The sequence below is a fragment of the Falsiroseomonas sp. genome (assembly GCF_030695085.1).
Classification (GTDB): Bacteria; Pseudomonadota; Alphaproteobacteria; order Acetobacterales; family Acetobacteraceae; genus Falsiroseomonas.
Genome location: NZ_JAUYTS010000149.1, coordinates 1 through 22,542, shown reverse-complemented (window position 1 = coordinate 22,542; position 22,542 = coordinate 1). Strand labels below are relative to the sequence as shown.

At 70.1% G+C, this 22,542-nt stretch carries 25 protein-coding genes; 15 read left to right on the top strand and 10 right to left on the bottom strand.

Annotated features, from left to right (window positions below; translation table 11 throughout):
* Positions 1-121: 121 nt before the first annotated feature.
* Together Q8S40_RS16340 and tsaB are read right to left on the bottom strand one after the other, a co-directional pair.
* Positions 122-529: a GNAT family N-acetyltransferase gene (locus Q8S40_RS16340; protein ID WP_305671220.1), complete on the bottom strand. Its 408-nt coding sequence runs from the start codon at positions 527-529 to the stop codon at positions 122-124.
* Positions 530-539: 10 nt separating this feature from the next.
* Complete coding sequence (gene tsaB, locus Q8S40_RS16335) at positions 540-1,193, bottom strand: tRNA (adenosine(37)-N6)-threonylcarbamoyltransferase complex dimerization subunit type 1 TsaB (protein ID WP_305671219.1); 654 nt, start codon at positions 1,191-1,193, stop codon at positions 540-542.
* 86 nt (positions 1,194-1,279) lie between these two features.
* On the opposite strand from tsaB, the gene Q8S40_RS16330 reads away from it, so the two are divergent.
* From Q8S40_RS16330 to Q8S40_RS16305, 6 genes are all read left to right on the top strand, one after another.
* Positions 1,280-2,605: an aspartate aminotransferase family protein gene (locus Q8S40_RS16330; protein ID WP_304815444.1), complete on the top strand. Its 1,326-nt coding sequence runs from the start codon at positions 1,280-1,282 to the stop codon at positions 2,603-2,605.
* Positions 2,606-2,830: 225 nt separating this feature from the next.
* Positions 2,831-3,802, top strand: coding sequence for a GTP-binding protein (locus tag Q8S40_RS16325; RefSeq protein ID WP_305671218.1), 972 nt, complete (start codon positions 2,831-2,833; stop codon positions 3,800-3,802).
* Positions 3,802-4,809 carry a WD40 repeat domain-containing protein gene (locus Q8S40_RS16320; protein ID WP_305671217.1) on the top strand — a complete coding sequence of 336 codons (1,008 nt, stop codon included), beginning with the start codon at positions 3,802-3,804 and terminating at the stop codon, positions 4,807-4,809. Before Q8S40_RS16325 ends, Q8S40_RS16320 begins: the two co-directional genes overlap by 1 nt.
* A gap of 11 nt (positions 4,810-4,820) precedes the next feature.
* Positions 4,821-5,642, top strand: coding sequence for an aldo/keto reductase (locus tag Q8S40_RS16315; protein WP_305671216.1), 822 nt, complete (start codon positions 4,821-4,823; stop codon positions 5,640-5,642).
* An 85-nt stretch (positions 5,643-5,727) separates the two neighbouring features.
* Complete coding sequence (locus Q8S40_RS16310; protein WP_304815449.1) at positions 5,728-6,135, top strand: DUF3775 domain-containing protein; 408 nt, start codon at positions 5,728-5,730, stop codon at positions 6,133-6,135.
* Positions 6,136-6,401: 266 nt separating this feature from the next.
* Positions 6,402-6,665 carry a general stress protein gene (locus tag Q8S40_RS16305; protein ID WP_305671215.1) on the top strand — a complete coding sequence of 88 codons (264 nt, stop codon included), beginning with the start codon at positions 6,402-6,404 and terminating at the stop codon, positions 6,663-6,665.
* 91 nt (positions 6,666-6,756) lie between these two features.
* On the opposite strand, the gene nth is transcribed toward Q8S40_RS16305, so the two are convergent.
* A complete protein-coding gene (gene nth, locus Q8S40_RS16300; RefSeq protein WP_371136847.1) occupies positions 6,757-7,488 on the bottom strand; it encodes an endonuclease III in 732 nt (243 codons plus the stop codon).
* Positions 7,489-7,523: 35 nt separating this feature from the next.
* Between nth and Q8S40_RS16295 the strand changes: the two genes are divergently transcribed.
* Entirely contained in the window at positions 7,524-8,027 is a 504-nt protein-coding gene (locus Q8S40_RS16295; protein ID WP_304815452.1) for a DUF2244 domain-containing protein, read from the top strand.
* 8 nt (positions 8,028-8,035) lie between these two features.
* On the opposite strand, the gene Q8S40_RS16290 is transcribed toward Q8S40_RS16295, so the two are convergent.
* The 3 genes from Q8S40_RS16290 to secB all read right to left on the bottom strand — a co-directional run bounded on the left by Q8S40_RS16290 (position 8,036) and on the right by secB (position 10,814).
* Positions 8,036-8,485: a helix-turn-helix domain-containing protein gene (locus tag Q8S40_RS16290; RefSeq protein ID WP_370690863.1), complete on the bottom strand. Its 450-nt coding sequence runs from the start codon at positions 8,483-8,485 to the stop codon at positions 8,036-8,038.
* A 188-nt stretch (positions 8,486-8,673) separates the two neighbouring features.
* Positions 8,674-10,347 carry an apolipoprotein N-acyltransferase gene (gene lnt, locus Q8S40_RS16285; protein WP_305671214.1) on the bottom strand — a complete coding sequence of 558 codons (1,674 nt, stop codon included), beginning with the start codon at positions 10,345-10,347 and terminating at the stop codon, positions 8,674-8,676.
* Positions 10,287-10,814 (bottom strand): protein-export chaperone SecB, encoded by a 528-nt coding sequence (gene secB / locus Q8S40_RS16280; RefSeq protein ID WP_305671213.1) that lies wholly within the window; start codon positions 10,812-10,814, stop codon positions 10,287-10,289. Before secB ends, lnt begins: the two co-directional genes overlap by 61 nt.
* A gap of 140 nt (positions 10,815-10,954) precedes the next feature.
* Between secB and trpS the strand changes: the two genes are divergently transcribed.
* Complete coding sequence (trpS, locus tag Q8S40_RS16275) at positions 10,955-11,956, top strand: tryptophan--tRNA ligase (protein WP_305671212.1); 1,002 nt, start codon at positions 10,955-10,957, stop codon at positions 11,954-11,956.
* Positions 11,957-11,974: 18 nt separating this feature from the next.
* Here trpS and Q8S40_RS16270 read toward each other — a convergent pair whose 3' ends face one another.
* The 4 genes from Q8S40_RS16270 to Q8S40_RS16255 form a co-directional block, all read right to left on the bottom strand.
* Positions 11,975-12,892 (bottom strand): AEC family transporter, encoded by a 918-nt coding sequence (locus tag Q8S40_RS16270; protein ID WP_305671211.1) that lies wholly within the window; start codon positions 12,890-12,892, stop codon positions 11,975-11,977.
* A gap of 288 nt (positions 12,893-13,180) precedes the next feature.
* Entirely contained in the window at positions 13,181-13,753 is a 573-nt protein-coding gene (locus Q8S40_RS16265) for a hypothetical protein (protein WP_305671210.1), read from the bottom strand.
* The gene (locus tag Q8S40_RS16260; protein WP_304815461.1) at positions 13,753-14,295 is read right to left on the bottom strand and encodes a polymer-forming cytoskeletal protein; all 543 of its coding nucleotides are present in this window, start codon (positions 14,293-14,295) and stop codon (positions 13,753-13,755) included. The genes Q8S40_RS16265 and Q8S40_RS16260 overlap by 1 nt, the downstream gene beginning before the upstream one ends.
* A 362-nt stretch (positions 14,296-14,657) precedes the next feature.
* Positions 14,658-15,311 (bottom strand): EI24 domain-containing protein, encoded by a 654-nt coding sequence (locus Q8S40_RS16255; RefSeq protein ID WP_305671209.1) that lies wholly within the window; start codon positions 15,309-15,311, stop codon positions 14,658-14,660.
* A 151-nt stretch (positions 15,312-15,462) separates the two neighbouring features.
* Between Q8S40_RS16255 and Q8S40_RS16250 the strand changes: the two genes are divergently transcribed.
* The 7 genes from Q8S40_RS16250 to Q8S40_RS16220 all read left to right on the top strand — a co-directional run bounded on the left by Q8S40_RS16250 (position 15,463) and on the right by Q8S40_RS16220 (position 22,440).
* Positions 15,463-16,452 (top strand): adenosine kinase, encoded by a 990-nt coding sequence (locus Q8S40_RS16250; protein ID WP_305671208.1) that lies wholly within the window; start codon positions 15,463-15,465, stop codon positions 16,450-16,452.
* Between the two features lie 263 nt (positions 16,453-16,715).
* The gene (locus Q8S40_RS16245; protein WP_305671207.1) at positions 16,716-17,222 is read left to right on the top strand and encodes a hypothetical protein; all 507 of its coding nucleotides are present in this window, start codon (positions 16,716-16,718) and stop codon (positions 17,220-17,222) included.
* Between the two features lie 237 nt (positions 17,223-17,459).
* The gene (gene typA / locus Q8S40_RS16240; RefSeq protein ID WP_305671206.1) at positions 17,460-19,289 is read left to right on the top strand and encodes a translational GTPase TypA; all 1,830 of its coding nucleotides are present in this window, start codon (positions 17,460-17,462) and stop codon (positions 19,287-19,289) included.
* 171 nt (positions 19,290-19,460) lie between these two features.
* Positions 19,461-19,883, top strand: coding sequence for a hypothetical protein (locus Q8S40_RS16235; protein ID WP_305671205.1), 423 nt, complete (start codon positions 19,461-19,463; stop codon positions 19,881-19,883).
* Positions 19,884-20,281: 398 nt separating this feature from the next.
* A complete protein-coding gene (locus Q8S40_RS16230) occupies positions 20,282-20,542 on the top strand; it encodes an AbrB/MazE/SpoVT family DNA-binding domain-containing protein (protein ID WP_305671204.1) in 261 nt (86 codons plus the stop codon).
* A 249-nt stretch (positions 20,543-20,791) separates the two neighbouring features.
* Positions 20,792-22,093: an AmpG family muropeptide MFS transporter gene (locus tag Q8S40_RS16225; protein ID WP_305671203.1), complete on the top strand. Its 1,302-nt coding sequence runs from the start codon at positions 20,792-20,794 to the stop codon at positions 22,091-22,093.
* Positions 22,093-22,440: a DMT family protein gene (locus tag Q8S40_RS16220; RefSeq protein WP_305671202.1), complete on the top strand. Its 348-nt coding sequence runs from the start codon at positions 22,093-22,095 to the stop codon at positions 22,438-22,440. The genes Q8S40_RS16225 and Q8S40_RS16220 overlap by 1 nt, the downstream gene beginning before the upstream one ends.
* Positions 22,441-22,542: the final 102 nt, after the last annotated feature.

The window sequence follows — 22,542 nt, the reverse complement described above, 5'->3', positions numbered from 1 at the left end:
AGCCTGGCTGCGTCGCACCGAAGGCGCGATGCCCAGGCCGCGGTGCGTCACGGCCATGACGTGACCCGGCGATCACCCGCCTGCGCCGGTCGCAGGTCGCGATCGCCGGGATCCGGGATGACTACGCGTCCAGCGCCCGCCGCAGCACCAGCGCATCGGCGCCATCCGCGTAGTAGCGCCGCCGCCGCCCCACTTCCGTAAATCCGCATGCGGCATACAGCGCGCGGGCCGGCGCGTTGCGGTCCGAAACCTCCAGGAACAGCGCCAGCGCGCCCCGCGCCCGGGCGCCGGCCATCGCCTCGGCCATCAGGCAGGACCCCAGGCCGGCGCGGCGGGCCGTGGGCACCACCGCCAGGGTCAGGATCTCGGCCTCATCCGCTGCGACGCGGACCAGCACGAAGCCGGCGCCCGGGCGCAGCACGCCAAAGGCGCCGGGCATCTCCAGCATCAGCGCGATGGCATCCGGCCCCCAGGCCTCGGCCGGGGGGAAGCTGGCGGCATGCAGCGCCGCGGCCGCAACCGGATTCATGGTGGGCTCATCACGCGCCGGGCAGCCGCACTGCCGGCGGCTCGGCGTAGAGCGGCGCGGCATCCCGCGGCGCGATCGTGCCGGCCAGGCGCAGCAGCGCCACGCGGCCGGCCGCGGCGGCCTGCGGCAGGCGGCTGTCGGTCAGCACCGCGCGGGCGCCGCGCGCCAGCAACCGGGCGGCGGCGACTGCCGCGGCGTCGCCGACCAGCGCCACCGGGCCATCCGGGCGCGGCAACTCGGCCTCCGCCATCGGGCGTGGTGGGCCGTCTGTGGTCCAGGCGCCGGGGGCGAGGCATTCCAGCACCAGCCGGCCACGCTTGGTGTCCACCGCCGACCACACCGCATGGGTCTGCCGCAGCGCATCCGGCAGGGCGGCGGCCAGCGCCTCCCCGCTCGTGACGCCGACCAGCCGCGCACCGGCGCCCAGCGCCAGACCCTCGGCGAGCGCGATGGCGGCCCGCAGCCCGGTGAAGCCGCCGGGTCCGACCACCACCGCCACCGCATCCAGCCGCCCCAGCCTGGCCAGCACCCGCGCGGCCATCGGCGGCAGGGCGGTGGGCTGCTGCCGCGCGCCATCCGCCGTTTCCTCCGCCACCAGAACCCCGTCCGCGAAGGCGGCGGCGGAGCAGCGGGCGAGGGCGCCATCAAGAACCAGGAGATTCATTCGCCACGCGCGCCTAGACTGGGCTCACCAACGCTTGCCCCCGGCCGCGCCGCTTGCTTGGATCGCGGCGCAGAAGGACCACTCCGATGAACGAAATACAGATCCCGCGTCGCAACAACCTCGACGCGTTCTGGATGCCCTATAGCGACAACAAGTATTTCAAATCCACCCCGCGCATGCTCGCGCGCGCCGAGGGCATGTCCTACTTCACGCCGGAAGGCGATGAGATCCTGGACGGCACGGCGGGGCTGTGGTGCTGCAATGCGGGCCATGGGCGGCGGGAGATTGTCGAGGCGATCCAGAAGCAGGCGGCGGTGATGGATTTCGCGCCGACCTTCCAGCTCGGCCATCCCATCGCCTTCGAGGCCGCGGCCCGCGTCGCGGAGATGACGCCGGAAGGCATGGACCGCGTCTTCTTCGTCAATTCGGGGTCCGAGGCGGCTGATACCGCGCTGAAGATCGCGCTGGCCTATCACAAGGCGCGCGGGCAGTCGCAGCGGGTGCGGCTGGTCGGGCGGGAACGCGGCTATCACGGCGTCGGCTTCGGCGGCATGTCGGTGGGCGGCATCGGCCCCAACCGCAAGCAGTTCGGCGCCCAGCTTCCCTATGTGGACCACCTGCCGCACACCCACCTGCCGGCGCAGAACGCCTTCGCCAAGGGCCAGCCGGACCACGGCGAGCATCTGGCCGATACGCTGGAGAATCTGGTGGCGCTGCATGGCGACACCATCGCGGCGGTGATGGTGGAGCCCGTCGCCGGCTCCACCGGTGTCCTGGTTCCGCCGAAGGGCTACCTGGAGAAGCTGCGGAAGATCTGCACGCAGCACGGCATCCTGCTGATCTTCGACGAGGTGATCACCGGCTTCGGCCGCATCGGCAAGCCGTTTGGCGCGGAACGCCTGGGTGTCACGCCGGACATCATGACCATGGCCAAGGGGCTGACCAACGCCGCCGTGCCGATGGGTGCCGTCGCCACCAGCAACGAGATCTACCAGGCGATCGTGGATGGTGTGCCGGCCGGGATCGAGCTGTTCCACGGCTACACCTATTCCGGCCACCCGCTGGCCTCCGCCGCCGCCATCGCGACGCTGGACCTGCACCGGTCGGAGGATCTGCCGGGCCGCGCCCTGGCGATGGAGCCCTATTTCGAGGAAGCCGCGCATGCCATGCGGGCCACGCCGGGCGTGATCGATGTGCGGAACATGGGCCTGATCGCGGGCGTGGAGCTGGAGCCGCGCGCCGGCAAGCCCGGCGCGCGGGCGATGGAGGTGTTCCGCACCTGTTTCGACAAGGGCGTGCTGGTCCGCGTGACGGGCGACATCGTGGCGCTGTCCCCGCCGCTGATCATCGAGAAGCCGCATGTCGACCGGCTGTTCGGCACGCTGGATGAGGCGATCCGCGCCGTCGCGTAGTTGCCTCGCGCACGAAGGTTACACCTTCGCGCCCCTCAAACGCCGGGCGGCCGCATCCGCGGCCTTGGCTTCGCGGCATAGGCCGCGGCCGCCATTCGGCGGCTCGGCCCTCCGGGCCGCCCAAGCCGCCCGGGCGCCGGGGATCGCAGGGTTGCATGCGCCGCACGGGTAGCCGGGCGGCCCAATCCCATATATGCGCCCAAACCGATCCCGGAGACTGCCCCGATGGCCGATACCCCCGTTCCCGTCACCGTGCTCACCGGCTACCTCGGCGCCGGCAAGACCACGCTGCTCAACCGCATCCTGTCGGAGAAGCACGGCAAGAAATACGCCGTGGTGATCAACGAATTCGGAGAGCTGGGAGTGGATAACGACCTCGTCGTCGATGCCGACGAGGAAGTGTTCGAGATGAACAACGGCTGCATTTGCTGCACCGTGCGCGGCGACCTGATCCGCATCATCGGCGGGCTGATGAAGCGCAAGGGCCGCTTCGACGGCATCATCGTGGAAACCACCGGCCTCGCCGACCCCGCCCCGGTGGCGCAGACGTTCTTTGCCGATGAGGATGTGAAGCGCGCCACCAGGCTCGACGCCATTGTTACCGTGGTGGATGCGAAGCACCTGTTCGCCCGGCTGGAGGACAGCAAGGAAGCGCAGGAACAGATCGCCTTCGCCGACATCATCGTGCTGAACAAGATCGACCTGGTCACGGCGGAGGAGGCGGATGCGGTGGAGCGTCGCATCCGCGGCATCAACCCCTATGCCGAGATCCGCCGCGCCACGAAATCCGACGTGCCGATCGAGGCCGTGATCGGCCGCGACGCCTTCAACCTGGAGCGCATCCTGGAGCGCGACCCGGAATTCCTCTCCGGCGAGGACGACCACACGCATGACGACGCGGTGATGAGCCTGTCCTTCGAGGCGACGCGCCCGCTGGACCCGGAGAAGTTCAACGCCTGGATCAGCGACCTGCTGCAGAAGAAGGGCCAGGACCTGCTGCGGACCAAGGGCGTGCTCGCCTATGCCAATGACGACCGGCGCTTCGCCTTCCAGGCGGTGCACATGATCGCCGATGGCGACTACATCGGGAATTGGAAGGAGGGCGATCCGCGCCGCTCCAAGATCGTCTTCATCGGCCGCGACCTGAACCGCCCGCAGCTGCGCCGCGGCTTCGAGGCCTGCCAGGTCCCGGCCTGATGGCTGCCGTGACGGAGGCCGATTTCCTGCTGGCCCAGCGCGGCACGACGCAGGAACTCGGCGGCTGGGTGGTGGCGGCGGTGTTCGACCGCACCGGCGTGCTGGGCTTCGCCCTGGCCGATGGCACGCTGCGGATCGGGGACATCACGGCGGCGGCGCATGACGGCGCCATCCTATCGGCCTGCGCCGATGGCAAGGGCGGCTTCCTGACCGGCGGCGATGATGGCCGCCTGGTGCATACCGCGCCGGATGGCACCGTGACCGAGGTGCAGAAATTCGGCAGCAAATGGGTGGACCATGTCGCGGCGCATGAATCCGGCATCCGCGCCGCCTCCGTCGGCAAGGTCGCGCATGTGCTGGATGCGGCGGGCCAGGTGCTGAAATCCCTGCCACACCCGTCCTCGGTCGGCGGTCTCGCCTTCGATGCCAAGGGCAAGCGGCTGGCCGCCAGCCATTATGGCGGCGCGTCGCTGTGGTTCGTCGCGGCGAAGGAGGACAAGCCGAAGCTGCTGGAGTGGAAGGGCAGCCACCACGCCATCGCCTTCAGCCCGGACGGCACCCATGTCGTGACCGCCATGCAGGAAACCGCGCTGCATGGCTGGCGGCTGGCCGATGGCCAGCACATGCGGATGTCCGGCTACCCCGGCAAGACGCATTCCCTGGCCTTCACCAGCCGCGGCCGCTGGCTGGCGACCAGCGGCGCGGAATCCGTGGTGCTGTGGCCCTTCTTCGGCGGCGGCCCGATGGGCAAGGCGCCGACGGAACTTGCCGGCGGGGATGAGGTTCTGTGCAGCGCCGTCGCCTGCCATCCGCAGCATGAAGTTGTCGCCGCCGGCTTCGGCGACGGGCTGGTGCTGATGGCGGATGTGGCGAGCGGCAAGGTGGTGCCGGTGGCGCCGCCGCGCGGGTCGGCCATCACCAGCCTTGCCTGGAATGCCAACGGCACGAGGCTGGCCTTCGGCACGGAAGCCGGACTTGCCGGCTTCGTCGATCTCACGAAACGCTGAGGAGCACCCGCATGGCGATGCCCGTCATCCCGAACATCCGCATGCCGCGCCTCGGCCTCGGCACCTGGCCGATGAAGGGCGCCGAATGCACCGCCGCCGTACAATCCGCGCTGGCGCTCGGCTACCGCCACATCGATACGGCGGAGATGTATGGCAATGAGGACGCCGTGGGCGCCGGCCTCGCTTCCAGCGACGTGCCGCGCGCCGAGATCTTCCTGACCACGAAGATCTGGAACGACAAGCCGAATGGCGCGGCGATCCGCACCGCCTTCCAGGCCAGCCTGAAGCGCCTGGCGACGCCCTATGTGGATCTGCTGCTGATCCATTGGCCCAGCCCGGAGCTGGACCTGGCCGATGCGCTGGCGGGTCTCGCCGCGATCCGGGCGGAGGGGCTGGCCAAGGCGATCGGCGTTTCCAACTTCCCGCCCAGGCTGCTGCAACGCGCCATCGACCAGGGCGTGGGGCTTTCCTGCCTGCAGGTGGAATTCCACGCGCTGCTGGACCAGTCGAAGCTGCTGGAAATCTGCCGCGCCAACGACATGGCGCTGACCGCCTATTCGCCGCTCGGCAAGGGCGAGACGGCCAACCAGCCCGTGTTGCAGGACATCGCCCGCAAGCATGGCGTCACGGCCGCCCAGGTGGCGCTGGCCTGGCTGCTGGCGCAGCCTGGGGTCGCGATGGTGCCGAAGGCAGCCAGTGCAGCGCGGCAGGCGGAGAACCTGGCGGCGCTGGATGTGGCGCTGGATTCGGCGGATCTCGCGGCCATCGCCGCGTTGCCGAAGGACCAGCGCTTCGTGAATCCCGCCATGGCACCCGACTGGGTGAATGGCTGAGGGTTTTTTGACGGGCGGGCCTGGAACCGGGCCGGCCCGGCGCTACTAATCCACACAACGCGGCGTGACGAAAAGGGACGGCCCCATGGCGGAGGCATCGGAAGACGATCTGGACCTGGGCATCAGCCTGGAAGTGGTGGCCACATTGGTGGACCAGGCCCGCGCCGTGCAGGGCACCGAGGTCGTGGACCTCGACGCCGAGGCGGAGACGGACCCGGACACCGGCGCGGTCGAGGACGAGTTCGACGAGGACAGCCTGCGGGCTGCCATCCTCGCCCTGAACGAGGATGAGCAGGCGGCGCTGATCGCGCTCGCCCTGGTCGGCCGCGGTGATTTCACCGCCGAGGAGTGGGAGGAGGCGCTGGAGCAGGCCGCCGACCGTGACGGCGGCGAGGATGCGGCGGAACTGCTGCTCGGCATGGATAATTTCGGCGATCTGCTGGCGGAGGGCGTCGCCGCCTTCGGCCTGTCGCTCGAGGATGTGGAACGCTGAACTCCGCCTGAGACTGCCGGCGGCTGGGGGAGAGCGCATGGTTTCCTGTCCCTGACAGGCGCCCGGCGCCACCCTCGCCGCCGCCGGCCGCGAAACCGGCACGGTCCGGCACTGCTACACTCGCGCAACCCGTGAAATGGCCTCCATGCCGGATCGCCGGCGCAGGCGTGGCGTTCTTCCCTTGTCCCTGGCGTGGCGATCCTTGCCCGCCGGGCCACCCGGCGGGGTCGCAGGACGACCCGGGCCAGACATGAGGGAGACCCCACATGAGCAGCAAGAACTCGTCCAATCCCGGCAACTTCGCCAATGACCGCGAGAAGGCCAGCGAGGCCGGCCGTAGCGGCGGTCAGCAGCAAAACGCTGGCAACAACCCCGGCAATTTCGCCAATGATCGCGAGAAGGCCAGCGAGGCCGGGCATATCGGCGGACAGCACCAGGGCCGCGAGAACAACCCTGGCAACTTCGCCAATGATCGCGAGAAGGCCAGCGAAGCGGGTCGTAGCGGCGGCAAGCAGAGCCAGCAGCGCTGATCCGGAGAGTCATTTCATCGGGGGCCGCCGGCAATAGCTGGCGGCCCTTTTTCCTGGACCCCGGCTTGGCGGGGCCGGCCGGGCGGCCGGTTCAGCGCTGGGGCGGAGGCGGGGCCAGAAGCTTCGCCGGGTGGTTGCAATGCGCCACAGCCGGGCAGCGCCAGCATTCCGGTGCGCGCGCCTTGCAGATGTAGCGGCCATGCAGGATCAGCCAGTGATGCGCGTCGCGCAGCATGTCGGGCGGGCAGCGCCTGACCAGGCCATCCTCCACCTGCCGCGGGGTCTTGCCCGGCGCGAGGCCGGTGCGGTTGCCGAGGCGGAAGATGTGGGTGTCCACCGCCATCGTCTCCTGCCCGAAGGCGACGTTGAGCACCACATTGGCGGTCTTGCGGCCGACCCCGGGCAGCGCCTCCAGCGCGGCGCGGTCATTCGGCACCTCGCCGCCATGCCGGTCGAGCAGCAACTGGGACAGCGCCACCACATTGCGCGCCTTGCCCTGCCATAGGCCGATCCGGCGGATATGCGGCGCCACCCCCTCCACGCCGAGGGCCACCATGGCGGCGGGGGTTGCCGCCGCCGCGAACAGCGTGGCGGTGGCCTTGTTCACCGCCACATCGGTGGTCTGCGCGGACAGGGCGACGGCCACCAGCAGCGTGTAGGCATCGCGGAAATGCAGTTCGGTCTCCGGCGCCGGGTTGGCGGCGGCCAGGGCGCGCAGGAAGGTTTCGGCCTGGGCGCGGCTCATCACCCGCGCCTTGCGGGGCGGCCGCGCGGCCGGCTTGGCGATGCGGCTGGAGGGGGAGGGTTTCTTGATTTCAGACATGGCGGAATGCCAGCCCTACCCCATAGTGAAGGAAGATGTCAGCCACCGCCGAACCGATCCTGTTCGAAGCCGTCAGCACACCGTCGCAGAGCCTCTCTGCGCGCGGCATGCAGTTGCTGTGCCTGCTCTCCGCCGCCGGGGCCGCGGTGCCGGGGGTGCTGTTCCTGGTGCTGGGCGCCTGGCCGGTGCTGGGCTTCCTGGGCGTCGAGGTGACGCTGGTGCTGGGGCTGGTGGCGCTGCACCGGCGCTGGAGTGCCCGGGCGCGGGAGGTGGTGCGGCTGACCGAGACCCAGCTGCACGTCGTCACCGCCAATGGGCGCGGCGGCGTACGGGAAGCCGTGCTGCAACCCTATTGGACCCGCGTGGCGCTGGAGGAGGTGGCCGGCGGCGTTGCCCGGTTGAGCCTGGTGCAGCGCGGGCGCCGCGTGGAGGTCGGGTGTTTTCTCTCAGACGCCGAGAAACGCGATCTGGGCGAGGCGCTTGGCGCCGCCCTGCGGCGCTATCGCGAGCCCGTATTTGACAACCCTCAGTTGCACTGAGGGTTAATTCAATCGGTGGGCGTCAGGCTCTTGATCAGCTCGAAAACCCGCTTGCGCACGGAGGCATCGGTGATCCGGTAATAGGCGCGGACCAGCTCCAGCGTCTCCCGCCGATGCAGGGTGTCGTCCTCGAAGCCTTCCTGCTGCTCCTGGAAGCCGCCGAAGCGCCGGCCCTGATTGCCGCCCATCTCGGGGGGCATGTCGTCGAAGAAGAAGCCGATCGGCACGTCCAGGACGCGGGAAATGTCGAACAACCGGCTGGCGCCGATCCGGTTCGCGCCGCGCTCATACTTCTGAACCTGTTGAAAGGTAAGGCCCAGGGCCTCGCCCAGCTTTTCCTGGCTCATGCCGAGCAGGGTGCGGCGCAGGCGCACGCGGCTGCCGACATGAACGTCGATCGGGCTCGGCCGATGCTCCCGTTCCGCTCGTTCGACCACGTCTTCGCTCGGGATGGCCACCACTCGCACTCCAGTCCAGGGAAGTTCATGTCCACCCGTTCAGGGGGCCATCCTGGCCTGGGCGGAGCCGATGCAGGGGCAGTAAAGCGCCCGCCCAGCGGCCGCACCAAGGCGTATCCGGGCGGTCACGATTTGTCAACTCTTTTGAGAAATCTCAATAAAGCTCCCACACCCCCGGATGCGTCGTCTCATGGAGACGCCTTATCGTTGCGGGAGGCGACTCGCGAAATCGGTCCTGACATGAGCGGAATGGATACCAGGACGAGCAAACCGATCGGTATCCACAATCCGAGACGTGCAAACAGCGTGGCTGGCGCCGCGCTCGGCAGCGGCGCCACCACCACCCCGGTCTCCGCCAGACCCATCCGCGCCACTACCCGGCCGCGCGCATCAAAAACGGCGGAGATGCCGGTCTGCGCCGCGCGCACCAGCGGCAGGCCTTCCTCCACCGCGCGCAGCCGGGCGGCGGCCAGGTGCTGGTACGGGCCGGCGGAGACGCCGAACCAGGCATCATTGGTGATGTTCAGCAGGAAGCCGGGCCGGTCCGCCGGGGTCACCGCACCGGGGAAGATCACCTCGTAGCAGATCAGCCCGCCAAAGGCCGGCAGGCCGGGCAGGCGGATGCTGCGCAGCCCTGGCCCGGCGGTGAAGTCCAGCGCCGAGACGACGATGCGGATCGGCAGCAGGCCGCGCAGCGGGGTGTATTCGCCGAAGGGCACCAGATGCGCCTTGTCATAGGCATCCAGCACGCTGCCCTGGGCATCCAGCGCCACCAGGCTGTTCCAGACCTGCGTCGCGCGGCCATCCGCGCCGAAGGTCGCGCGCACGCTGCCGGCCAGCAGCAGCGCATCCGGCGGCAACGGGCTGGTGGCGAGTTCCGCCGCGCGCGGGTCGCTGGCCAGCAGGAAGGGGCTGGCGGTTTCCGGCCACACCACGACGACGCGTTTGCCCGGTGCCTCCTGCAGCGCGGTGCGGACGCCGCCGGCGGACAGGTCGATGTAGCGCTGGAAGATCGGCAGGCGGGTATCCTCCCGCCACTTGGCCTCCTGCGCCACATTGCCCTGCACCAGCACCATGGTGACGGGTTCCGGCTCCGGCTCCTCCGGCCACAGGCGGCCCAGGCCGATGCCGGCAAAGACCAGCAGGGCGATCCCGCCGCCGATCCAGCCCCGCCGGCCGGCCAGCGGGGCCAAGGCCAGCAGGACGGTGGCCAGCGACAGCCCATGCACGCCGATCCAGGCGGCGGCCTGGATCGGCAGGCTGCCGAATGCCCAGACGGTGCCGAGGAGATTCCAGGGGAAGCCGGTGAAGACCACGCCGCGCAGCAACTCCGCCGCCAGCCAGGCAGCGGCAAAAGCGAGCGCGGCCGGCCAGCCCGGCCTGGCCCAGCGGGCGGCCAGGGCCGGCAGGATGGTGAAGGCGCCAAGCGGCAGGGCGAGCGCCGGCACCGCGATCGGCACCAGCCACCAGAAGCGCTCCACCTCGGTCAGGATGGCGTTGGTCAGCCAGTGCAGGCCGGCGACATGGAAGCCCCAGCCCCAGGCCAGCCCGATCCAGGCGGCGCGCCGGGCGGAAGGCGCCGCCGTCACCATGATGAACAGGCCGGGCAGGGAGAGCAGCAGCACCGGCACCAGATGCACCGGCGGCAAGGCCAGCGCGGTGACCGCGCCGAGGCCGAAGGCGGTGGCCAGCGCGCGCCAGAAGCCCGGCCCCGCCAGCCGGCGCGTCAGCGCATCCCGCCAGCGACCCGGGGTGGAAAGGCGCCGCGCGAGACCCTGGCGCGGCGCGGCGCGATCGGGCTTCAGGCGACCCCGACCGGCTGCGCCGCGTCTTGCGCACCCGGGCCACGGCGGCTCTGCCACAGCGCCACGAAGTCGATCGGCGCCAGCATCACCGGCGGGAAGCCGCCGTCACGGGTGATGTCTGCCAGGATGTTGCGGGCGAAGGGGAACAGCAGGCGCGGGCATTCGACCAGCAGGATCGGCTCCAGATGCTGCTGCTCCACGTTGATGGTGAAGACGCCGCAATAGACCAGTTCCGCGATGAAGCAGGGCGTCTCGCCCACCTTGGCGTCGGCGCGGATCTGCAGGGAGACCTCATAGACGTTCTGGCCCTGCTCGATCGGGCGGGCCTGCACGTCCAGCGCCAGATCGACGCGCGGCTGCTCGCGCAGGGTCACATAGATCTCGGGCGCGCCAGGCACTTCGAAGGACAGGTCCTTCGTGTACTGGATGTTCAGCTGCAGCGGCGGGGCCGGCTGGCCGCTCTGGTTCGGGCCGGCGGGAGCGCCGTTCGGGATGGGGGAGGAAGGTGCGTTCAGGTCGGACATCGGGGTTCCCGCTCATGCGAAGATCGGCTGCCGCGGGCTACCACGCGCCACCGCGCCGGGCCAGGGTGGAGCGGGTCACGGCTTGACGTGCGCCGCACAGGCGGCACAAGGGGCACCCCGCCCAAGCAGAGTATCCTTCGATGACCCGCGTCTTCTCCGGCATCCAGCCCTCCGGCGTGCCCACCCTCGGCAACTACCTCGGCGCCATCCGCAACTGGGTGCCGATGCAGGACACGCATGAGGCGATCTTCTGCGTGGTCGATCTGCACGCCATCACCGTCTGGCAGGACCCGAGGGAGCTGGCGCGACAGACGCGGGAGATGGGCGCGGCGCTGATCGCCTGCGGGCTGGACCCGAAGCGCTGCACCCTGTTCCTGCAATCCCATGTCCATGCCCATACCCGGCTGGCCTGGATCTTCAATTGCGTGGCGCGCCTCGGCTGGCTGAACCGGATGACCCAGTTCAAGGACAAGGCCGGCAAGGACCGCGAAGCCGCGTCCAGCGGCCTGTATGTCTACCCCAACCTGATGGCCGCCGACATCCTGACCTACCACGCGACCCAGGTGCCGGTCGGCGACGACCAGCGCCAGCATCTGGAGCTGGCCAACGACATCGCCCAGAAATTCAACCACGATTACGGCGTGGAATTCTTCCCGAAGATCGAGCCGCTGATCCAGGGCGTCGCGGCGCGGGTGATGTCGCTGCGCGACGGCACGAAGAAGATGTCGAAGTCGGACCCCTCCGACCAGTCGCGCATCAACCTGACCGACGACCACGACGCCATCGCCCAGAAGATCCGCAAGGCGCGCACGGATGCCGAGCCCCTGCCCGGCCATGCCTCGGGCCTCGAGAACCGGCCGGAGGCGCGCAACCTGGTCGGCATCCTCGCCGCCATCACCGGCACCCTGCCGGAGAATGTGCTGCGGGAGCATGAGGGCAAGGGCTTCGGCGCGTTCAAGGAGGTGCTGGTGGGCGCCCTGGTCGCGCATCTCGACCCGATCCGCAAGGAAATGTCGCGGCTGCTGGACGACCCGGCGACGCTCGATGCGCAGCTTCGCCTCGGCGCCGACCGGGCCGAGGCGATCGCCGCGCCGATCTGCGCCCGGGCCGAGGAAATCGTGGGGTTCCTGCCGCGTCGGTAATGCCGGCTTGTCTTGACGCTACATCCGGCTGCCGAGGAACCAGATCCACAACGGCAGGGTGATGATGGAAACCACATGCTCGCTGGTGGTGATGGCCGCCATCAGCGGCGCATCGCCGCCCATGGCGCGCGCCATCACATAGCTGGTCGCCGCCGTGGGCAGCGCCATCAGCATCACCACGATGGCGGTGGGCAGCGGCGCCAGGCCGAAGGCGGTGGCCAGGCCGAAGGTGATCAGCGGTACCACGCCCAGCTTCAGCACCGCGGTTGCCGCTTGCGCCAAGGGCCGGTCGCCCAGTCCCTTCAGCGTCAGCGCCGCGCCGACACACAGCAGCCCGAGCGCCACCGAGGCCTGGCCCAGCACCCGCACCATCGGGCTGAGCCCCGCCGGCAGGCCGCCCAGCAGGGACAGCGCGAAGCCCAGCGCGCAGGCGATGATCAGCGGGTTCAGCAGCACCTGCCGCAGCAGCCGCATGGGCCGCACCCGCCCCTCCCCGCCCAGCGCGAAGGCGAGCGTGGTGATGGTCTGCACCATCGGCACGATCAGCCCGGTGCAGATGGCGCACAGCGCGATGCCCGCGGGGCCCCAGATGGCGCCAGCGATGGCGAAGCCCATCAGGTTGTTGAAGCGGATGCCGCCCTGCAGGATGGAGGTCATCGCCGGGTGCCCCGCCCGCAGCCCGCGCGCCAGCACCAGCGAAATCGCGGTGCCCGCCAGCAGCGCGCCCCAGATGGTGCCCGCCAGCCCGCCAACCGGCAGATCCGCCAGCCGCATATTGGCCAGGGCGGTGACGATCAGGCTGGGCAGCAGCACCCAGAAGACCAACTTCTCGATCCCCGCCCAGATCGTGTCATCGCGCAGCAATTGCCGGCGCAGCAGCGCGCCGAGCGCCAGCAGGCCGAAGACCGGCACGAAGGCATCCAGCCAATGGGTCATGCGATCCGAATCATCCGGTCAGGCGCCTCGATACGTGTGTGCCCATCCTGCGGAAGCCGTCACCGTCGCGCCACCGCCACGAGATAGAGGCAGGGTTGCGTGGCGGAGGGATTCTCGTGGCGGCAATCCGTAGCGGGCCGGGCGCCAGGGAATCGCCGGGGCGAGGCGGTTGGTCCACGCGCCTGCTTGGAACAGCCGCGCCCGGTTCTCCGCCAGGTCCGGAGGCCTGCGCATCAGCTGGCGCGGCAACACCCTGAGAATCCTGGAACGCGGCAGCAGCCTGTCGCCTCACGCGCCCAGGGTCGGCTCAGGCGTGGGCGGGGCCTCGGGGGCGGAGGGGATGGTGGCGCCGCGCGCGATGTCCTGCAGGCAGGCCGCCTCGCCACGCCGCGCGGTGCCGATGGCGCGCGCGGCGGCAAAGGCCACCAGCAGCCCGGCGCCGGGCGCATCCTCGCGGTAGAAGAACAGGTCCAGATGGCATTGCGGGCCCTGGTAGTGCCAGATCTCGGCATGGCCCTCCTCCCGCCGCAGCCGGGGTTCGCCGAGCCAGGCGCGGACCGCGCCGGGTGGGTGGCCCACCAACTGCCCCGCCATGGTGGGTGGCGCCCCGGCCGCCGCATTGCGGGGCAGCAGCGGGGGTGGCGGCGTGGGCGGCGCGACCGAGCCTTCCCCGCCGGCCGCCGCCGGGCGCGGGGCGATGCCGGCGAGGCTGGCCTGGTGCGAGGCCAACGCCTCCTGCAACACCACCACCGGGTCGGCCCGGTCCTGCTGGGCGCAGGCCGCGCCCAGCAGCAGCGATGCCAGGATGGGAAGCCGCAGCAGATGCGCCCGCGACACCGGAACGGCGCCGCGGGACTGCATCAACCCTCCGCGTAGGCGCGCGGCGCCGGGCCGGGGGCAACCTGCGCGTCGCCCAGCATCTCCATCTTGCCGGAGATCTGGCCGCCATCCTCGACCATCAGGCGGCGGCAGCGCGCCGTGCCGATGACGCGGCCGGTGCCGCGGATGACCAGCTGGCCGCGCGCCGTCAGCGTGCCGTCGAAGGTGCCGGCGATCTCGGCGTCCTCGACTTGGACCTCGCCCTTGAACACGCCGGACTGGCTGATCGACAGCTCCGTCGCCTGGATCATCTGGCTCTCGACGGTGCCCTCGACCACCAGGCGCTCGGCGTCCGCCACCGTGCCCTGCAGGCTGATGCCGCGGCCGACCACCAGGGTGCGGCGATCCGGCGCCTGCGGGCGGGGCGTCGGCATGGTCGGCGCGCCGCCGGGCTGCTGGCCGCCCATCGGGCCACCCATCGGGCCACCGGCGGGGCCGCCCATCTGGGGTGGGCGCGGCGGAATGGCGGTGCCGGCGGGCGGCGTCGGCATGGTGGGGGTCGGCGGCTTCGGGGCGAGGCTCATGTTGGAAGCATCCCTGGTGGGTCGGTTGGGCGCGCCCAGATCGGGGTCGCGAGAGGTGGGAACGGTGGCGGATTGCGGCTCGGGGTTGGGCTCGGCGGGCTTTTCTTCCCGGCGACGGCCGAAGACATTCATCATCGTCCCCCTTCTGTGGTGTCTCGCGGCAGCATCGCGACCGGCCATGGAGGCGACCGGGCGCAACAGGCGCCAGATGGCCCGGCGGGCGCGCTGCCGGCGCACCGTAGAGATGCACCGGCTAACACGGGCCACCGCGTTCCGACAACGCCGCGCCGTGCCGCAACAGCAATTCTCCCCAACTCATCCACCGGAAGTTCAGGGCGGAAAGTTCCGGGATGCGATCGCGGTCAGATCCGGCGATGCAAAAGATGCGTCATCGCGGCCGTGCCGAGCACCGGCACCAGCAAATTCGCGACCGGCACCGCGGCCAGCAGCGCCAGCACGCCGCCCAGGCCCCAGATCGCCAGGCGCCGCTGCCGGCGCAGCGCATCCGCCGAAGCGCGTTCCATCCGCCGCAGGGCGACGCCCTCGAACAGCCCGTCGCCCAGGAAGATCGCGGCCACCGCCCAAAGCAGCACCACGCCCACCACCGGCAGCAGCAAGGACAGCGGCAGCAGGATAAGGGTCAGGCCGACCAGCTTCGCCGCCATCACCGCCGCCCCCCAGGCCTGCACCGCCGTGCTGGCGCCTTGTGGTGGCGGCAGTGCGGGGTAGTGCCGGCGCTCCACCGCCTCCGCCACCCCATCCAGGAAAAGCCCGGCCACCGCCAGCAGCAGCGGGATGAACAGCCACCAGGCGGCGACCGCCACCAGCACCACCCCGGCCGCGGCGGCGGCGTTGGCCAGCCAGCCCTCACCCCCCGCCACGGCGCCGAGGCCCCAGGCGGACAGCCAGGCGAGGCCGGCCAGCCCGGCCAGCGCGCCCAGGGCGCCGAAGAACAAGGGGCGCCGGAAGGCGGGGTCGGGGATCTGGCGCAGCGCCAGCAGCAGGGGTTGCAGCATGGCGGCGGAGATGGACCGGCGCGGCGGCCGGGCCAAGCCGCGCGCCGGTCACGTGCCCTTCAGCTTCATCCGGCAGCTTCGTCTGCTACGGGCTAGCCTTGGCCCCGCCCTTCCGGCAGGTTCCGCCGCAATCGAACAAGGCCACCCCCAGATGACCAACGCCACCCCGCCCTCCCTGGACCTGCTCGGCATCGGCAATGCCATCGTCGATGTGCTGGCCCGCGCCGAGGACGGCTTCCTGGCCGCGCAATCCATGACCAAGGGCAGCATGGCGCTGATCGACACCGCGGCGGCGGAGCGGATCTACGCCGCCATGGGTCCGGGCGTGGAAGGCAGCGGCGGCTCGGCCGCCAATACCTGCGCCGTTGCCGCGGCGCTCGGCGCGCGGGTCGGGTTTCTCGGCAAGGTGGCGGCGGATGAGCTGGGCCGCGTCTTCGCGCACGACATCCAGGCGGCCGGCGTGCGCTTTCCCACCGCGCCACTGTCTGGCGGCGCGCCGACCGCGCGCTGCCTGATCCTGGTGACGCCGGACGGCCAGCGCACCATGAACACCTTCCTCGGCGCCTGCGTCGCCTTCGGCCCGGATGATGTGGATGAGGCGGAGGTGGCGTCCGCCGCCGTCACCTACCTCGAGGGCTATCTGTTCGACCCGCCCGAAGCCAAGGCCGCCTTCTTCAAGGCCTCGAAGGCGGCGCATGCCGCTGGCCGGAAAATCGCGCTGACCCTGTCGGACCCCTTCTGCGTCGGCCGCCACCGCACCGCCTTCCAGGCTTTCGTGAAGGACGAGACCGACATCCTGTTCGCCAATGAGGCCGAGATCCTGTCGCTGTACGAGACGGAGGATCTGGAGGCGGCGGTGGCGCGGGTGCGGCAGGAGGTGTCGCTGGCCGCCATCACGCGGTCCGAGCATGGCAGCCTGGTGGTGGCCGGTGCCGAGCAATGGCAGGTCGCCGCCGTGCCGACCCAGGTGGTGGACACCACCGGCGCCGGCGATGCCTATGCCGCCGGCTTCCTGGCCGCCCTGGCGCAGGGCAAGCCGATGGCCGAATGCGGCCGCTGGGGTTCGGTTGCCGCCGCCGAGGCGATCAGCCATTTCGGCGCCCGCCCGCAGGCCGATCTGAAGGCGCTCCTGGCCGGCTGACCGCACGGAACTTCCACTGAATCAGGGCGTTGGAGCGCTTCGGAACTGAATCACGCCGCACCGCGTTGAACCCCCAACGGGCCAATCCCGGCCCAGCAAGGAGGTTCAGCATGCGCATTCAACCCGCCCTGATCCTGGCCAGCGCCCTGATTTTGCCCTGGGCCGCCAAGGCCCAGATGACCGAACGGATGCCTCAGGCTCCGATGTCCCAGGCTCCGATGTCCCAGGCTCCGATGTCCCAGGCCCCGATGTCCCAGGCCCCGATGTCCCAGGCCCCGATGTCCCAGCAGGGTCCGCACGGATCGGCCCCGGGCAGCGCGATGCCGGGCGGCGAACAGGCCCGCATGGACACCGCGGCCGTGGAGAACTTCCTGCGGGAAGCACGCGAGGCGCTGTCGGCGGGCCGCACCCATGAGGCCCGTGTCAGCCTGGAACAGGCCGAGACACGCCTGCTCACCCGCTCCGTCATGCCGAGCCAGGCGGGCACGCCGCTGGATCGCGGCCCGGTCGCGACCATCTCCTCGGCGCGCCAGGCACTCGACCGGCGCGACCGCGCCGCGGTGAACCGCCATATCGACCAGGCGATGGCGGAACTTCGCCAGCCGGCGCCACAGCCGATGATGGGCGGCGATACCGCCACCGGCGCTGGCGCGCCGATGCCGCAGGCCGGCGGTGGGGGCGTGGGTGCGGATGGCGCGCCGCGCAACCTGGGCCCGGCACCGGCGCCGATGTTCCAGCCTGGTCCGATGCCCGGTCCCGGCAGCATGTAGCGCGCTGCGCGGCAGCCCCGCCCCCGGGTCGGGGCTGCCCCGGGCCGATGCGATGCGGTTCGCGCTCGCTTTTTGGCGCTTTTCGCCCTATGTGTGCGCCGCATCAAAGCCAATGGCCCAGCGAAGTGCCTGGATGACCGTCTCCTGACGGTCATGCCCGGGACGGCGGGGGTCGGCGCGAAGCGGTTCGTGTGAATCGCTCGCTGAAACTCTTAAGGCCGGAACCCGGACGCACCCATGGAAATTCGCAACGTCGCGATCATCGCACACGTCGACCACGGCAAGACCACCCTCGTCGACAATCTTCTGAAGCAGGCCGGCGCCTTCCGCACCAATCAGGTGGTGGCGGAACGCGCGATGGACCGCAACGACCTCGAGCGTGAGCGCGGCATCACCATCCTTGCCAAATCCACCGCGGTGGAATGGAAGGGTGTGAAGATCAACATCGTGGACACCCCTGGCCACGCCGATTTCGGCGGCGAGGTGGAGCGTATCCTTTCCATGGTCGATGGCGCCGTCGTGCTGGTGGACGCCGCCGAGGGTGTGCTGCCGCAGACCAAGTTCGTGCTGACCAAGGCGCTGGCCCGTGGCATCCGCCCGATGGTCGTCGTCAACAAGGTGGACCGCCAGGACGCCCGTCCGGACGAAGTCCATAACGAGATGTTCGACCTGTTCGCCGCGCTGGGCGCCGATGACAACCAGCTCGACTTCCCGATGCTGTTCGCCTCTGGCCGCCAGGGCTGGGCTGACACGACGATGGAAGGTCCGCGCAAGGACCTTTCCGCCATGTTCGACCTGATCCTGTCGCATGTGCCGGCGCCGGGCCTCGACCCGAGCCTGCCCTTCGCCATGAATGCCGCGATCCTGGAGGCCGACAATTTCCTCGGCCGCATCCTGACCGGCCGCATCGAGCAGGGCACCGCACGGCTCAACATGCCGGTGAAGGTGCTGCGCCGCGATGGCTCCGTCGTGGAAACCGGCCGCCTGACCAAGCTGATGACCTTCAGCGGCCTCGATCGCGTGGTGGTGGACACGGCCTATGCCGGCGACATTATCGCCATTGCAGGCCTCGGCAACGGCACCATCCCGGACACCATCTGCGACCCGGCCGTGATGGAGCCGCTGCCGGCCATCCCGGTCGATCCGCCGACCCTGTCGATGACCTTCCGCATCAATGACGGCCCGCTCGGCGGCCGCGAGGGCAAGAAGGTCACCTCCCGCCAGATCCGCGACCGCCTGTTCAAGGAAGCCGAGGGCAACGTCGCCATCAGCATCAAGGTGTCCGAGGAGGTCGACGCCTTCGAGGTGGCCGGCCGCGGCGAATTGCAGCTGGGCGTGCTGATCGAGCAGATGCGCCGCGAGGGCTTCGAGCTGACCATCGGCCGCCCGCGCGTGCTGACCCGCGAGAATCCGGAGACCGGCCAGCGCGAGGAGCCGTTCGAGGAATGCCTGGTCGATGTCGACGAGGAATATTCGGGCGTCGTCGTGCAGAAGCTGTCCCTGCGGAAGGGCCAGATGCAGGACATGCGGCCCTCCGGTGGCGGCAAGCTGCGCCTGACCTTCATGATCCCGTCGCGCGGCCTGATCGGCTATCACGGCGAGTTCCTGACCGACACCCGCGGCACCGGCATCATGAACCGCATCTTTGCGGGATATCAGCCCTGGGCGGGGCCGATCGAGGGGCGGCGGAATGGCTCCCTGATCTCGAACTCCGATGGCGAGGCGATCCAGTATTCGCTGTTCTCGCTGCAGGAGCGTGGCACGCTGTTCGTTGACCCCGGCGTGAAGGTCTATGTCGGCATGATCCTCGGCGAGCATTCCCGGGACAACGACCTGGATGTGAACCCGATCAAGGAAAAGAAGCTCACCAACATCCGCGCCGCCGGCAAGGATGAGGCGCTTCTGCTGGTGCCGCCGCGCCGGATGAGCCTGGAACAGGCCATCGCCTATATCGAGGAAGACGAGCTGGTGGAGGTGACGCCGAGCGCCATCCGTCTGCGCAAGCGCTACCTGGACCCGAATGAGCGCAAGAAGAACGCGCGCAAGTCGGACAGCGAAGCGGCATAAGCCACCTCGGATAAGCCTGTTGAGGGGCGGCACCGGCAACGGTGCCGCCCTTTTTCATGTCGGCCCAAAGGCGGCGCCTATCCACCCCATCGGCACGCGCCGCCTGCTCGCCTTCCGGCCCCGGCCCTAGCCTTGCGCCAGACGAGGCGTGGCAAGCGGAGCACGAAGCCGATGAGCGCGGATCACGAGAACCCTTCCGGCCGGCACAGCCCCCGTGGCGGGCGGGGCTGGCAGGATCTGGCCGGAAGCTGGGGCCGAACCGGCCAGGCCGCCGCCACCCGAGGCAGGGCCGGCTCGCCTTGCCCCGCCGGCAAGGCGGAGATGCCGCCCGCCCACGGCTGGGCACCCGCGGAGGGCGACGCCACATTCACCGGCCAGCCGGCGCAGGATGTGCTGGCGTTGCGGGGTGTCACGCTCACGCAGCTCATCATTGCGATCAATGTGCTGGAGCCGGGCCTGTCGCTGCATCTGGATCGCGATGGCGGGCTGGGTTTCAACGACCAGTCGGGCGCTAAAAGCCGCTTCAGCGGCAACCTGACCATCCGGGGCGCAACGCTGCGCTTCGCCGGGGTCACCACCATCATCCTGGTCTGATCGGATTGGCCTGATCCGGTGTGTCCGATCCTGTAAGCCCGACCGGGGGGGGCCGACCCGGGGGGCCCCTGCGACGCGCCGCCGGAGGAGGTCCGGGAAAGTGAGGCGCGGCACGCCGCAGGGCCGGACCCGGGCGGGGGGCGCCACGAGACCGTCGCCGTGAGCCTACACCGGTACCGGGGCGCGCCCAAAAGGGTTTCGCGTGCGCTGGCATGCGAAGTTGGCGCGCCTCCCATGCCTGTGAAGCGCGCCCTTTGCGCTGGCGTATGTTTCTGCGGCACACTCCGCAAACGCAACGGTCGGATCCTTGGATGCGCGCTATCAGATTGCAGCTCGACACACGCGGGCGGGTGCTGCTGACACCTACCCTGCGGGCGGCGACAGGCCTCATGCCCGGCGTGAAACTCCAGGTGTCGGTGGAGGATGGCGAGCTCGCCATCTCGCCGGGCGACAACGCCGAGCGTGGGCGCCAGCCCACATTGGATGGCAAGGGCCGTCTGACGCTGCCGGGCCAGCTTCGCAAATCGCTGAACCTCGTGCCGGGCACGGTGCTGCTGCTGCGGGTGGATCAGCCCGGATTGCGCCTGGTGACGCCGGGGCGGCTGCTCGGCCGGCTGAAGGCGGCGCGGCTGGCGCTGACCGAGGCGATCCGGGACTGACGCGGCACCCCGCCTTCGGCCGCCGGCGCACCCTCCCGCAACCTGGCGCGTGACGCCGCAGGATAGGGCCGCGGCGTGACGCATCGGCGGCGGGCGCCATCAGCGCCTTGGCGAGTCCTGCCGGCCGCGGGTTCCGGTCATCCGGTCCTGGCCCGGGCGGGCCGCGGCCCGGCGTTTCCACGTGGGCGCAAAACCTTCTAGACCTTGCCGGCCTCCCCGGGCTGGGTGGCGGCCAGAAAGGAGTCCCGCTTGCCCAACCCGTTCCGCGGCGCCCTCGCCCGCGCGCCCCTTCTCAGGGACCGGCGCTTCCTGATCCTGCTGGCGCTGGGCTTTTCCGCCGGCGTACCGCTGCCACTGACGGCCTTCACCCTGCGCCAGTGGTTTTCCGAATCCGGCGTCTCGCTCACCGCCATCGGGCTGACGGCGCTGATCGGGCTGGCCTATGCGTTCAAATTCCTCTGGGCGCCGGTGCTGGACCATGCGGCGCCGCCGGCCTTCCGCTGGCTTGGCCGGCGGCGCGGCTGGCTGGCCAGTATCCAGCCGGTGCTGGCGGCGGCGATCCTGGGCCTTGGCCTCACCGATCCGGTGAATGCGGCGCAGGTCACGGTGATGGTGGCCGTGCTGGTCGCCTTCCTGTCCGCCAGCCAGGACATCGTGGTCGATGCCTACCGGATCGAGGTGCTGGAGGAGAGCAACCAGGGCTATGGCCTGGCCTGCTACATCTGGGGCTACCGGGCGGCCTTGCTTGCCGCCAATGCCGGGGCGCTGACCATCGCGGAATTCGCCGGCTGGACCGCCGCCTTCGCGTACTGCGCGGCGCTGGTCGGCATCGGTTTCCTCGCGGTGATGTTCGGGCCGGAGCCGGAGGCGCCGCCAGTCGTGGTGCTGCCCTGGGCGCGGCGGCTGAAACTGGCCGTGGTGGACCCCTTCGTGGATTTCATGGGCCGCCGCTACTGGGTGGCGATCCTGGCTTTCGTCGCGCTGTTCAAGCTGGGCGAGGCACTGGCCGGCATCATGACCGCGCCCTTCTACCGCTCGCTCGGCTTCTCGCGGCTGGAGATTGCCGCGGTCGGCAGCGTGTTCGGGCTGTTCATGACGCTGGGCGGCGCGCTGGCCGGCGGCTGGGTGGTGGCGCGGCTGGGGACGGCACGGGCGCTGATCTACACCGGCATCCTGCAGATGCTGTCCAACCTGATGTATGTGGCGCTGGCCCAGACCGGCTATTCGATGCCGATGCTGTGGCTGCAGGTGGGGGTGGAGAACTTCACCGACGGCCTGGCCGATGCCGCCTTCGTCACCTACCTGTCCGCGCTGACCAGCCGCAGCTTCACCGCCACGCAATATGCGCTGCTGTCCTCGCTCGCCGCCGTGCCGCTGCGGACACTCGGCGCCGGCAGCGGCTGGCTGGCGGAGGGGCTGGGCTGGTCCTGGTTCTTCGCCCTGACCACCCTCGCCGCACTGCCGGCCATGCTGATCATGCTGTTCCTGCTGAAGCGGTTGCCGCCGCCCGCTCAACCCGTGCCCCAAGCCGCGCGAGACCTGACCGGATGATGACGAGCCCCTACTTCCTGACACCGGTGCTGCTGCTGTTCTCCAACGTGCTGATGACCTTCGCCTGGTACGGCCACCTCAAGCAGCCGGCCTGGCCGCTGTGGCTGGCCGTGCTGCTGAGCTGGGGCATCGCCTTCTTCGAATACTGCTTCGCCGTACCGGCCAACCGCATCGGCTACGGCACCTTCACCGGCCAGCAGTTGAAGGTGATGCAGGAAGTCATCACGCTGGCCGTCTTTGCCGTGTTCAGCGTGATGTTCCTGGGCGAGCAGCTGCGCTGGAACTATTTCGCCGCGATGGGCTGCCTGGTGGCCGCGGTGATCTTCATCTTCTTGCCGGTGGATTGAGGGCCAGATGTTTAGTCCTGGCGTTTGGTGGAGCGGGTTGGCGTTGAACCGCTGTGGCTCTGCGGTCCACTGCTTGCAGATGAACTCGTAGGGCGTGAGTCC